The organism is Microbacter sp. GSS18, from assembly GCA_029319145.1.
Lineage (GTDB): Bacteria > Actinomycetota > Actinomycetes > Actinomycetales > Microbacteriaceae > Microbacterium.
The window spans coordinates 1,000,077-1,013,081 of sequence record CP119753.1; the positions used below are offsets into that span (position 1 = coordinate 1,000,077).

A 13,005-nucleotide genomic window follows, 5' to 3' on the forward strand; every position below is an offset into this window, starting at 1 on the left:
GCGGGCACATGACTGCCGGCGATCGCTCTTCATCCCTCACGCAGCTCGCGCGCCTGGGCTTCGGCCGCCTGGCCGAAGCCGACCAGCTGCTGACCGAGGTCTCGGACGCGACGGGCATCGATCGCGAAGCGCTGTGCCGCCGGTCCCCGATCGCGGCGGACCCCGATGCGGCGCTCCTGGCCCTCGAGCGCGTCGTGCGACGCAACCCCGCCGCACTCGCCCCACTGGGGACGGATGCCGACGCCTGGAGCGCACTGTGGGCGCTCCTGGGGGCGTCGAGCGGGTTCGCCGACTTCTACCTCCGTCACCCCGAGGAGGTCGCCGATCTCGCCGTGCGCGGTCACGGGCTGCCGACGGCGGACGAGCTGCGGGAGACGCTGCTGGAGGCGGTGGGCGACGAGGACGGCTTCGCCGCAGACGGGGCAGAGACGTCGTGGATCGCGCTGCGCGTCCGCTATCGGCGCATGCTTGCCCGCATCGCCGCCTACGACCTGCTCCACGTGTCGTCCGTGGAGATCATGCCCCAGGTGGGCGCGGCACTGGCCGATGCCGCCGCGGCGGCGCTCGAAGCGTCGCTGAGCGTCGCACGCACCCGCGTGGCCCGGGGCGGCGCCGGGGCCGGGCTGTTCCCTCGTGACGAGGTGGCGGCGACGCGACTCGCCGTCATCGGCATGGGCAAGACAGGGGCGCGCGAGCTCAACTACGTCAGCGACGTGGATGTCATCTTCGTCGCCGACGCCGATCCGGATGCGCCGGTGGACCCGGGTGAGTCGCGCGTGGTCGACATCGCCACGCGACTCGCGGTGCAGCTGATGCGCGGCATCTCCGAGGTGGAGATCGAGCCGCCGCTGTGGGAGGTCGACGCGAACCTGCGCCCCGAGGGCAAGCAGGGCGCCCTCGTCCGCACGCTCGAGTCCCATCTGTCGTACTACGACCGCTGGGCGAAGAGCTGGGAGTTCCAGGCCCTGCTCAAGGCGCGCCCCATCGCCGGCAGCCCGACGCTGGGCGCGGCCTACGTCGATGCGGTTCAGCCCAAGGTGTGGACCAGCGCCGCGCGCGAGAACTTCGTCGACTCCGTTCAGCGCATGCGCGAGCGCGTCACCGAGCACATCCCGGCCGCCGATGTGCCCTTCCAGATCAAGCTCGGTCCGGGTGGCATCCGCGATATCGAGTTCACCGTGCAGCTGCTTCAGCTCGTGCACGGGCTCACCGACGAGAACATCCGCCAGCGCGGCACGCTCGACGCGCTCGACGCACTCGTCGCCCAGGGCTACATCGGGCGCACCGAGGCCACGGCGTTCTCGAACGACTACCGCGTGCTGCGCGTGCTCGAGCACCGGGTCCAGCTGCGCGGGCTCCGCCGCACGCACCTGATGCCCGCCAAGCCCGAGGACCGCCGCATCCTCGCGCGCGCATCCGGCCTCGCCCCCAGCGGAGACGCCGTGTGGGAGCTGTGGGAGCGCACCAAGCGCGAAGTGCGCGAGATCCACGTCCGGCTGTTCTATCGTCCGCTGCTGGCGGCCGTGGCCTCGCTCCCCGAGGAGGAGCGCGTCATCTCGCCGGAGCAGGCGCACGACCGGCTCGCCGCGATCGGCTTCAAGGACCCGGCAGGAGCGCTGCGCCACATCGGCGCTCTCACCAGCGGCATCAGCCGCAAGGTGGTCATCCAGCGCCACCTGATGCCTGTCATGATCCGCTGGTTCGCCGACGGCGTCGACCCCGACTACGGGCTGCTGGCGTTCCGCCGTCTCAGCGAGCGGCTGGGGGACACCCCGTGGTTCCTGCGGATGCTGCGCGACTCGTCCGGCGCCGCCGAGGGTCTGACGCGGGTGCTGTCGGGCTCGCGGTACGTCGGCGACCTGATGGAGTGGATTCCCGAGGCGGCCGCCTGGCTCGACGACGAGGACATGCTGCGTCCGCGCGCCGGCGTCGCGCTGCAGCAGGAGGCGCGCGCCATCCAGACGCGTCACCAGACCGTCGACGACGCCATGCGGGCTGTGCGGGCGCTCCGCCGCCGCGAGCTGCTGCGGACCGCGATGGCCGGCATGGTGGGGGTGGCGAGCATCGAGGACGTCGCGCAGTCCCTCACGACGATCACCGAGGTGACCATCCAGGCGGCGCTGCGCGCCGTCCGGCGCGAAGTGGTGCCGCCCGAGGATGCGGAGCTGGACTTCTCGGTCATCGCGATGGGTCGGTTCGGCGGCAGCGAGCTCGGCTTCGGCTCCGATGCGGACGTGCTGTACGTCTACCGCGCCAACGGCATCGAGCCCGAGCGCGCGGGACGCCTCGCCAACCGAATCGTGCAGGAGCTGCGGCGGTACTCGGAGGACCACCGCGTTCCCCTCGACCTCGACGCGGATCTGCGACCGGAGGGTCGCAAGGGGCCGGTGGTGCGCACGCTGGACAGCTATGCCGAGTACTACCGGCGCTGGTCGGTGTCCTGGGAGGCACAGGCCCTGCTGCGCGCGCGTGGCGTCGCGGGGAGCGTCAAGCTCATCCGCGACTTCATCGCGCTGGCCGACGAGCTCCGGTACCCGAAGGCCGCGGATCCGCAGGGACTGCGCGAGATCAAGCGCATCAAGGCGCGTGTCGAGAACGAGCGGCTGCCGCAGGGCACCGATCCGCACCGGCACCTCAAGCTCGGGCCCGGCTCGCTGTCGGATGTCGAATGGCTCGTGCAGCTGCTGCAGCTGCAGCACGCCCACCGTCTGCCCGAGATGCGGACGACGTCCACGATGGCGGCGCTGCGGGCCGCCGAGGCCGCCGGCGTCATCGCCGCCAGCGACGCCCAGCGTCTCTCGTCGGCCTGGCGCCTGGCCAGCCGCCTCCGCTCGGCGAACACCCTGCTGTCGGGCCAGACCAGCGATGTCCTGCCCACCGACCGGGTGCGTCTCGACGGTATCGGACGGCTGCTGGAGTATCCGCCCCGCTCCGCGACGCAGGTCGAGGAGGACTACCTCGGGACGACGCGCCGCGCACGCCGTGTGTTCGAGAAGCTCTTCTACGGCTGATCGCGACGACGGCGGTGCGCGCCTTGTCGCACGGGAAAGGCCCCGGCGCGAACCGGGGCCTTTCCTGTGTGCGGTGTCGAGTCAGACGCCGAAGTACAGCTCGAACTCGAACGGGTGAGGACGCTGCGCGAGCGGCTGGATCTCGTTCTCGATCTTGTACTCGATCCACGTCTCGATGAGCTCGGGCGTGAACACGTTGCCGCGCGTGAGGAACTCGTGGTCGGCGCGGAGGGCCTCCAGCGAGTCCAGCAGCGAGTTCGGCACCTGCGGGATGTTCTTGGCCTCCTCGGGCGGCAGCTCGTAGAGGTCCTTGTCGACCGGCTCGTGGGGCTCGATGCGGTTGATGATGCCGTCGATGCCGGCCATCATCTGCGCGGCGAACGCGAGATACGGGTTGCCCGAGGCGTCCGGCGCGCGGAACTCGATGCGCTTGGCCTTGGGGTTGGTGCCGGTGATCGGGATGCGGATGGCCGCCGAGCGGTTGCCGGCCGAGTACACCAGGTTGACCGGCGCCTCGAAGCCCTTCACCAGGCGGTGGTAGCTGTTGAGGGTGGGGTTGGTGAAGGCGAGGACGGCCGGCGCGTGGGCCAGCAGACCGCCGATGTACCAGCGGGCGAGGTCCGACAGGCCGCCGTAGCCCTTCTCGTCGTAGAAGAGGGGCTTGCCGTCGAGCCACAGCGACTGGTGGGTGTGCATACCCGAGCCGTTGTCGCCGAAGAGCGGCTTGGGCATGAAGGTCGCGACCTTGCCCCACTGCTCGGCGACGTTCTTGACGATGTACTTGAACTTCAGGATGTCGTCCGCGGCGTGGACCATCGTGTCGAACTTGTAGTTGATCTCCTGCTGACCGCCGGTGCCCACCTCGTGGTGCGCGCGCTCGAGCTCGAGACCGCCCTCGATCAGCTTGAGGCTGATGTCGTCGCGGAGGTCCGCCGTCTTGTCGACCGGCGAGACGGGGAAGTAGCCGCCCTTGTAGGGCGTCTTGTTGGCGAGGTTTCCGCCCTCTTCGACGCGACCGGTGTTCCAGGCGCCCTCCTCGGAGTCCACCGAGTAGAAGCTGGAGTTCTGCTTCACCTCGTAGCGGACGTCGTCGAAGATGTAGAACTCCGCCTCGGGGGCGAAGAACGCGGTGTCGGCGATCCCGGTGGAGGCGAGGTACTTCTCGGCCTTCTTCGCGACCTGGCGCGGGTCCTTCGCGTAGATCTCGCCGTTGCGCGGGTTGTAGATGTCGAAGACCATCACGAGCGTCTTCGCCTCGCGGAACGGGTCGAGGTAGGCGGTCGAGACATCCGGGATCAGCTGCATGTCCGACTCGTGGATGTTGGCGAAGCCGCGGATCGAGGATCCGTCGAACAGCTGTCCGACGGTGAAGAACTCCTCGTCCACGGTGGAGGCCGGGATGTTGAAGTGCTGCTGGACACCAGGGAGATCCGTGAAACGGATGTCGAGGAACTTGACGTCCTCGTCCTTGATGAACTTCAGCACCTCGGATGAATCACTGAACATGAACTCTCCAGAGGTCTGGGCATCGGGAAGTGCAACTCGCAAAGCGAGCTTGCTGGAAACGTACCGGGAGGGCATTGCCCGGCAGTGACCGGTTTGTTTCGAGCATGTTACACGGGCCTGAGTACGCTGAGGAGGTGACACAGGTTCCCCAGGAGTACCCCGGTCAGCGTCTCGGACTGCCGAGCGAGGGATCGGGGTCGATCGCCCGCCTCGGCCGGCGGGTCGCGGCGCTCTTCTTCGACTACGGAGCGGCGTACCTGATCTCGGGGTTCTTCGACTGGGACCCGCTGGCGATCCTGGCGATCTTCGCCATCATCCAGATCGCCTTCATCCCGACCATCCAGGGGAGCCCCGGGCATCGCGTGTTCGGCATGCGCCTGCAGCGCGTCGACGGCGGCTGGGTGGGACTGTGGCGGCCCGTGCTCCGGACGGCGCTGCTGCTCGTGGTGATCCCCGCCGCCATCTGGGACGCGGACCAGCGGGGCCTGCACGACAAGGCGGCCGGGACGGTGCTGGTCCGCGCCTGAGCTCAGCGCGGGCGCTGCGCGCGCACCCGCTGCGGGTCGATGCCCTTGGGAATCGGCAGCGACGTCACCGACTGCGACACGGAGTCGATGCGCTTGATGACGGCGCCCATCGTGGCGCGGTCGATCTTCTTCGGAAGCGACTTGATGCTCGAGGCGAGCTTGGAGATCGGCACCTCGTCCTCGCCGTGGCCGATGTAGAAGACGGTCACGGGCACCCCCTGCGCCACGCGCTGCACTTTGGACCGCTCGTCGTTGACCAGACGCGTCAGGCGCCCGCGGGCCCCCTCGCCGACGATGACGACGCCGCCGCGGCCGATCGCGCGGTAGACCGCCTCCTGCGTCTTGGGGTTGACGCCGACGGGCATGTCGCTCGCCTGCCAGCGACGGCCGAGCGCCGTCGACATGACGTGTCCGGCCGCTCCGGGCATTCCGTCGATCTGGCGGTACATCGCGATCGTCGACAGGCGCGTCATGGTCATCATCGAGGCCAGAACACCGGCCATCAGGCCCGTGACGCCCCACAGGATGACCGTCCACACCGCCACCGGCGGGATCAGGAAGCCGAGACCCAGGCCCGCGATGACGCCGAGGGCGAGGATTCCCGCGATCAGGAACGGCAGCCAGCGGAAGCTCTTCTGCGTGAAGGTGTAGAGGGTGCGGATCTGGGCGAAGAAGCCGGGCCGCTTCTCGGGTGCGGTACTGCGAGCTGCCATACCCTCCAGACTACCTTTTCCTGCCGCATCGCCGTCTCCTCCCCAGCGGCGGATGCGCCGGGGTCCGTCCACAGGAGGCCGTCGCCCCGACACCCGCCCCCGGTGCCTGCGTCATCGTGTCCGCATGGCCGATCAGGATCATCCGGCGTCGCCGTACCGCACGCTCCGCCATGTCGCCGGCGGACGGGAGTCGCCGTACGCGGGCGTGCTCGCGCAGCACGACGCCCAGGAGCCGTGCCTGCTCGTCGACGCCGAGGCGCTCGGCGCCGACTGGGCGGGCTGGCGCGCGGATCCCGAGGGCCACGTCGTCGCTCCGGTCGACGTGGTCCGCCGCAGCGGCGGCCACGACGTCGTCCTTCGACTGTGCCGGGAGCGGGTCGATCGCTTCCTGGATCGCCGCGAGAGCGCTCACCGGCCGATCTCGGCCGGGGAGGCCGTCACGCTCGGTGTGAGCGCGATGCGCGGTCTGGCGGAACTGGACGAGGGCGGTCGCCGGTCAGCGGCGCAGTGGTGGCTCACCGCCGACGGGCGCCCGATTCTGGCTCCCGGAGCCGGCGACGAAGCGGCGACGGATGCCGTGTGCGCGCTGCTGACGCGGATCGCGCCCGCCTCGGCCGCCGATGCGTGGGCACACGCGATCCGCGTCGCGGGCGGAGAACGGGTGTCCACGCGCGCACTCGAGGAGGCCGAGGCGGTGCTCTTCGCCGCGGCGGCGCCCCGGCCCCTGACCACCGACCTCCGCGAACCGCGCACGGCGCGCTCCCTCGCCGTCGATGCTCGGGCGGACGCGGGCGGCGCGGGCCAGGCGCCGGACGGGGAGCCCGGGTGGATCGCCCGCGCAGCGCGCTCGGTCGACGCCGACGTCGCCGACATCGCCTCGCGCGTCACGACGGCATTCTGGCGAGCCGGGCGCCGCGAGCCCCGCCGCGGCCGGGTGTGGCTGGCGGCGGCCGCCGCCGGCGCCGCCGTCGTGGCGGGCGGGCTGCTGTGGCCGCAGCCGGGCGAGGAGCCCGGCTGGGCGGCGGGCGGTGCGACGGCTGCGGTCCGGGAGACGCCGGGCGTGTCCGCCGCGCCCACGGCGTCCGCGCCGTCCCCGACGCCCGGACCCGAGACCGACCTGGCGACCATCGTCGGCCTTCTGCTCGACGCCCGCATCGACTGCGCGGGTGACCCGGTGTGCCTCGGCGAGGTCCAGTCGGACGGGCTGCGGGAGTTCGCACCGTGGGCGCTCGATCTCTCCGGCTCTCAGCGGCATGTGGCTCTGCTGGACGATCTGGGGGACGTCGCCGTCGCGGAGGTCGGCGGGGCGGGCGGACGGGAGGGGACGCAGATCGTGGTCATCGCACGCCAGAACGGCCGATGGCTGCTGCGCGACGTGTACGACGTCGCACAGCAGCCATCGGAGGGCTGAAGCCGATCAGATCCCGAGCTGGGCCTCGAAGTCGGCCTGCTCGAGGCGGGTCTTGACCGCGCTCAGGAAGCGCGCCGCGTCGGCGCCGTCGATGATGCGGTGATCGTAGGACAGCGCCAGGTAGACGTACGAGCGGACGGCGATGGCATCCTGCCCGCCGACCTTGACCAGCCCGGGACGCTTCACGACGGTGCCGGTGCCCAGGATCGCCGACTGCGGCAGGAAGACGACCGGAGTGTCGAACAGGGCGCCGCGCGAACCGGTGTTGGTCAGCGTGAACGTCCCGCCCGCCAGCTCGTCGGGCTTGAGCTTGTTGTCACGCGTGCGTGCCGCGAGGTCCGCGATCTCGTGAGCGATCTCGGCGAGGTTCTTCTCGGCGGCGTCGCGCAGCACCGGCGTCAGCAGACCGCGCTCGGTGTCCACCGCGATCGAGAGGTTCTCGGTCGCGGGATAGACGATCTGGTCGCCGTCCACCGTGGCGTTGATCACGGGGTACGCCTGCAGCGCCTCGGCGGCGGCCAGCGCGAAGAACGGCAGGAACGACAGCTTGTCGCCGGTCTTCGCCAGGAAGTCGGCCTTGACGCGGTCGCGGTAGGCGGAGACGTTCGTCACGTCGACCTCGACCACGGTCGTCAGCTGCGCGGTCGCCTGCATCGACGCCACCGCGCGCTCGGCGAGGACCTTGCGCAGGCGCGACATCGGCTGAGTGGTTCCGCGCAGCGGCGAGACCTCCACGGTCGGGGCCGGGGCGGCCTTCTCGGCCGGAGCCGGGGCCTGCGCGGCCTTGAGGACGTCCTCCTTGCGGATACGCCCGCCGACGCCCGTGCCGGTGACGGTCGTCAGATCCACACCCTGCTGCTGGGCCAGGCGGCGCACGAGCGGAGTGACGTAGGTGACCGAGTCGTCGGCAGCCGGCGCGGCAGCCGGGGCCGGCGCGGCAGCCGGGGCCGGAGCAGCAGCCGGGGCCGGAGCGGCAGCCGGGGCCGGAGCGGCAGCCGGGGCAGGAGCAGGAGCCGGCTCGGGCGCGGCCGCGGGGGCTGGCTCGGGGGCCGGCTCGGGCTCGGGTGCCGGAGCAGGCTCCGGCGCGGCCTCGGGGGCGGAAGCGGCGGCAGGTGCCCCCTCGCCGATGCGGGCGAGCGCGGCGCCGACCTCGACGGTCTCGTCCTCGGCGACCAGGATCTCCTGCAGCGTCCCGGCGAACGGTGACGGGATCTCGGTGTCGACCTTGTCGGTCGAGATCTCCAGCAGCGGCTCGTCGACCGCGACGTCGTCGCCGACCTCCTTCAGCCAGCGGGTCACGGTGCCCTCGGTGACCGACTCGCCGAGCTCGGGGAGCACGACGTCCTTGCCTCCGGTCGCGGCCGGCGCCGCCGCGGGGGCGGGCTCGGCGGCGGGAGCGGCCTCGGCAGCGGGAGCCGCCTCGGCGGCGGGGGCGGCCTCGGCGGCGGGGGCGGCTTCGTCGGCCGGAGCCGGGGCGGCCGCAGCCGAGCCGTCTCCGATCTTCGCGAGCACGGCGCCCACCTCGACGGTCTCGTCCTCCTGGACGAGGATCTCCTCGATGACGCCGCCGACCGGCGAGGGAATCTCGGTGTCGACCTTGTCGGTCGAGATCTCGAGCAGTCCTTCGTCGGCCTCGACGGTGTCGCCGACCTGCTTGAGCCAGCGGGTGACCGTTCCCTCGGTGACGCTCTCGCCGAGCGCGGGGAGGACCACAGAAGTGCTCATGGGGATGTCTCCTTCAGGATTCCTGATTGGTGTCTAGCTTAGTGATGCGAGTGGACCCGGGACGTCACAGCGCGTGGAGGGGCTTGCCTGCCAGCGCGAGGAACGCTTCGCCGAGGGCTTCGCTCTGAGTCGGGTGGGCATGGATGAACGGGGCGATGTCCTCCGGGTGGGCTTCCCACCCGATGGCGAGCTGCGCCTCGGTGATGAGCTCGCCGACGCGGTCGCCGACGAGGTGGACGCCGACGACAGGACCGTCGGTGCGGCGGACGACCTTCACGATCCCCGACGTGCCGAGGATCTCGCTCTTGCCGTTGCCGGCGAGGTTGTACTCGTACGCGCGCACCGCCTCGGCGCCGAACGCCTCGGCGGCGGCCGTCTCGGTGAGGCCGACCGAAGCGACCTCTGGAGAACAATAGGCCACCTTGGGGATCATGTCGTCGGGCACGAGCACCGGCGCGAGACCGGCGATCTCCTCGGCCACGAAGATCCCCTGCTGGAAGCCACGGTGCGCCAGCTGCGGGCCCGCGACGATGTCGCCGACAGCCCACACGTGCGCGGTGTCCGTGCGCAGGCGCTCGTCGGTGCGGACGAAGCCGCGGTCCAGCTCGACGCCGGCCTCCTCGAAGCCCATCCCCGCGGTCGCGGGGCCGCGCCCGACGGCCACCAGCAGCACGTCCGCGGTCAGGCTGGACCCGTCGGCGAGGTCCACGGTGACGTCATCGGCCGTCTGCGTCGCCGACGCGAAGCGCACACCGAGTCGCGACGTGATGCCGCGGCGGCGGAAGGCGCGCTCGAGAGCCTTGCTGGAGGCGGCGTCCTCGGCGGGCACCAGCCGGTCGAGCGCCTCGACGATCGTGACCTCGACGCCGAAGGACCGCCAGATGCTGGCGAACTCGACGCCGATGACCCCGCCGCCCAGGATGATCGCCGTGCGCGGGATCTCCTCGAGGTCCAGCGCGTGCTCGCTGGCGAGGATGCGGCCGCCCAGCTCGAGGCCCGGCAGCGTCCTGCTGTAGGAGCCGGTGGCCAGCACGACGTCGGTGCCGGTGTAGGTGTCGTGCCCGACCCGCACCGTCGGGCCCGGTTCGAGTCGCCCCTCGCCGGCCACCACGGTGATGCCGCGCGCCTTGATCAGACCCTCCAGCCCCTTGTGCTTCTTGTGCACGATGCCCTCACGGTACGCGCGGACGCCCGCCGCGTCGACGCCGTCGAACGAGGTCCGGATGCCGATCGACGCGCCGTCCCGCGCGGACTGTGCGACTTCGGCGGCGTGGAGGAGGGCCTTGGTCGGGATGCAGCCGCGATGGAGGCACGTGCCGCCGACCTTCGACTTCTCGACGAGCGCGACGGATCTGCCGAGTTCGGCGGCGCGCAGCGCCGCGGCGTATCCGCCGCTTCCGCCGCCCAGGACCACGAGGTCGAAGACGTGGTCGCTCATGCGGTGCGCTCCGCGGTGAGGAAGCGGATGAGGCTCCGGACGGACGCGGCGGTCGGACCCTTGTCGGTGTAGCCGTGCGGGGCGCCCTTGTTCCAGCCGGCGCCGGCGATGTCGAGGTGGACCCAGGGGATCCGGGGAGCGTCGTCGCCCTCGCCGGAGCGACCCACGAAGTGGCGCAGGAAGAGACCGGCGAACAGCGATCCGCCGGCCGTGTCGCCGATCTTGGCGTTCTGCAGATCCGCGATGGGCGAGTCCAGCTCGTCGACCATGTGGTCCGGCAGCGGAAGCTGCCACGCATGCTCGGCAGCCCCGGCGGCGGCCTCGAGGTACTCGGCGACCGTGGCGTCGTCACCCATCACGCCGGTGTGGCGCGTGCCGAGGGCGACGGTGATCGCACCGGTCAGCGTCGCGACGTCGACGATCACGTCGGGATCCTCGCGGCTGGCCGCGACGAGCCCGTCGGCCAGGACGAGGCGGCCCTCGGCATCCGTGTTGAGGACCTCCACCGTCGTGCCGTCCGCCATCCGCAGGACGTCGCCCGGGCGCGTCGCGCGGCCGGACGGCATGTTGTCGGCGACGCAGAGCCACGCGGTGACGCGGACCGGCGCGCCGACGGCGGCGACGGCACGCAGCACGGCGAGCACCGTCGCGGCGCCGGCCATGTCGTACTTCATCCCGACCATCGAGGACGAGGGCTTGAGCGAGAGCCCACCGGTGTCGAACGTGATGCCCTTTCCGACGAGCGCGACGTGGCGCGCGGCGTCGTCGGGCGCGTAGTCGAGGCGGATCAGACGCGGTGGGCGGTCGGAGCCCTGTCCGACACCGAGGATGCCGCCGTAGCCCCCGTCCCGCAGCGCGTCCTCGTCGAGCACCTCGACGGTGACCGGCAGGCCGTCGACCGCCTCCTCTGCTCGAACCGCGAAGTCGGCGGGCCCCAGCCACTCGGCGGGGATCGACACGAGGTCCTTCACCAGCGCGACGGCGGCCGCTTCCGCACGCACGGCATCCAGGACCGCGTCGTCGGCCTCGCCCGCGTGCACCTGCACGACGGATGCTCGCGGCTTGGGGGACTCGGACTTGTACCCGTCGAACCGGTAGCCGCCCAGCGCCGCCCCCTCGGCGACCGCGCGCCACAGTTCCGGGGCGGTGGGGGAGGAGACGGCGACGCGCTCGAAGCCGGTGAGGGTGCGCACGGCCGCGCCGACGGCGAGCCGAACGGCCGCGGCATCGGGGGCGGGGCCGGTCCCGACGACGGCGAGCGGACGGGTCGTGGCCTCGGGGGCGTAGACCCGCTGGAAGGACGAAGGGGCGCCGCTGAACCCGGTCGCATCGAGCGCCTCGCGCAGTCCGGGCCAGTCGGCCAGGACCTCGTCGGGGATCTCGGCGACCGGAGGCAGCGCCAGCAGAAGGGCGTCGGCGTCGGACTCTCGGATGGGCTCGGCTCGGGACTCGAGGTCGGGGAACGACATGACACCCATCCTAGGGACGTCGTGTTCGCTGAGAGCGGGACCCTGGTGCGGCCGGGTGTCGCGCGCGGCTCGTAGCATTGAGCCATGCCGTTTCCCGGACCGATCTTCGAGCGCGCCGCCACGGCGCCGCCCGTGCCGCGGGGCCTCGCCCTGGTGATCGCCCTCACCGGCTTCACCGACGCGGGCAGCGCCGTGAGCCAGGTGGTGTCGTTCGTGCGGGACGACCTCGATCCGATCCCGCTGGCGGTCTTCTCCAACGACACGCTCCTGGACTACCGGGCGCGACGACCCGTCATCGCCTTCGACAAGGACCACCTCAGCGACTTCCGTCCCGCGCGCCTCGAGCTGTCGCTGGCCCACGACAGCGACGGTCGACCGTTCCTCGTCCTCGCCGGCTACGAGCCCGACTTCGCGTGGGACGCCTTCACGCAGGCGGTGCTCCAGCTGTGCGAGGAGTACGCGGTCTCGACCGTGACGTGGGTCCACGCGATCCCGATGCCGGTGCCGCACACGCGTCCCCTCGGGACGACGGTGAGCGGCACGCGGGCTGAGCTGACGGCCGCGCACTCGGTGTGGCAGCCCCAGACCGAGGTGCCGGCGACCGCCGGCCACCTGATCGAGTACCGTCTCGCGGCGTCCGGGACGCCGGTTGCCTCGTTCGTGCTGCTCGTGCCGCACTACCTCGCGGACACCGAGTACCCGGCCGCCGCGCTGGCGGCGCTCGATTCGCTCACCGCGGCGACGGGTCTCGTGTTCGACGGCGATGCGCTGCGCGAGGAGAACAAGGACTACCTCACGAAGGTCGACGAGCAGGTGGAGGCCAGCGACGAGCTGTCCCGCATGGTCGAGCAGCTCGAGGAGCGCTACGACTCCTACATGGCCGGGTCGACGAACGCCACGCCGATGGTCCACACCGGCGACCTGCCGAGCGCGGACGAACTGGCCGCGGAGCTCGAGCGCTTCCTCGCCACGCGACCCTCTTCGGATGAGGATCCCTTCTCGTCCTGAGGGAGTCGGCCTTCCTCGCCACGCGGCCTCTTCGGACGGGGATCCGTTCTCGCCCCGGGGAATTCCCGTCGGCCGGCGGGCGTTGGACCTGGGTGGACGCGCGGTTCGATTCACCATGCCCGCGCGACGAGTATGCGATAATGGACGCTCTGACCCGTTGTCAACCGTGTCGTGGACGCACTTGTGCGGCCCGGGGG

At 71.5% G+C, this 13,005-nt stretch carries 9 protein-coding genes; 4 read left to right on the forward strand and 5 right to left on the reverse strand.

The genetic code is table 11. The features are described from left to right. The first annotated feature begins 8 nt into the window (after window positions 1-8). Window positions 9-3,011 (forward strand): bifunctional [glutamine synthetase] adenylyltransferase/[glutamine synthetase]-adenylyl-L-tyrosine phosphorylase, encoded by a 3,003-nt coding sequence (locus P0L94_04775; protein WES65385.1) that lies wholly within the window; start codon window positions 9-11, stop codon window positions 3,009-3,011. An 81-nt stretch (window positions 3,012-3,092) separates the two neighbouring features. On the opposite strand, the gene glnA is transcribed toward P0L94_04775, so the two are convergent. Further along, window positions 3,093-4,517, reverse strand: coding sequence for a type I glutamate--ammonia ligase (gene glnA / locus P0L94_04780; GenBank protein WES65386.1), 1,425 nt, complete (start codon window positions 4,515-4,517; stop codon window positions 3,093-3,095). 134 nt (window positions 4,518-4,651) lie between these two features. On the opposite strand from glnA, the gene P0L94_04785 reads away from it, so the two are divergent. Beyond that, window positions 4,652-5,044, forward strand: a complete 393-nt coding sequence (locus P0L94_04785; protein ID WES65387.1) for a hypothetical protein — start codon at window positions 4,652-4,654, stop codon at window positions 5,042-5,044. 2 nt (window positions 5,045-5,046) lie between these two features. Here the strand turns inward: P0L94_04785 and P0L94_04790 are convergent, their stop codons facing one another. Further along, window positions 5,047-5,757, reverse strand: coding sequence for a DUF4191 domain-containing protein (locus P0L94_04790; protein ID WES65388.1), 711 nt, complete (start codon window positions 5,755-5,757; stop codon window positions 5,047-5,049). Between the two features lie 124 nt (window positions 5,758-5,881). On the opposite strand from P0L94_04790, the gene P0L94_04795 reads away from it, so the two are divergent. Further along, complete coding sequence (locus tag P0L94_04795) at window positions 5,882-7,168, forward strand: hypothetical protein (protein WES65389.1); 1,287 nt, start codon at window positions 5,882-5,884, stop codon at window positions 7,166-7,168. 6 nt (window positions 7,169-7,174) lie between these two features. Here P0L94_04795 and sucB read toward each other — a convergent pair whose 3' ends face one another. The 3 genes from sucB to P0L94_04810 form a co-directional block, all read right to left on the reverse strand. Then, window positions 7,175-8,893: a 2-oxoglutarate dehydrogenase, E2 component, dihydrolipoamide succinyltransferase gene (gene sucB / locus P0L94_04800; protein WES65390.1), complete on the reverse strand. Its 1,719-nt coding sequence runs from the start codon at window positions 8,891-8,893 to the stop codon at window positions 7,175-7,177. Window positions 8,894-8,957: 64 nt separating this feature from the next. After that, window positions 8,958-10,331: a dihydrolipoyl dehydrogenase gene (gene lpdA, locus P0L94_04805; protein WES65391.1), complete on the reverse strand. Its 1,374-nt coding sequence runs from the start codon at window positions 10,329-10,331 to the stop codon at window positions 8,958-8,960. Further along, entirely contained in the window at window positions 10,328-11,800 is a 1,473-nt protein-coding gene (locus P0L94_04810; GenBank protein WES65392.1) for a leucyl aminopeptidase, read from the reverse strand. The genes lpdA and P0L94_04810 overlap by 4 nt, the downstream gene beginning before the upstream one ends. Window positions 11,801-11,884: 84 nt before the next feature. Here P0L94_04810 and P0L94_04815 point away from each other — a divergent pair, with 84 nt between their 5' ends. After that, window positions 11,885-12,808: a PAC2 family protein gene (locus P0L94_04815; protein ID WES65393.1), complete on the forward strand. Its 924-nt coding sequence runs from the start codon at window positions 11,885-11,887 to the stop codon at window positions 12,806-12,808. The last annotated feature ends 197 nt before the right edge of the window (window positions 12,809-13,005 follow it).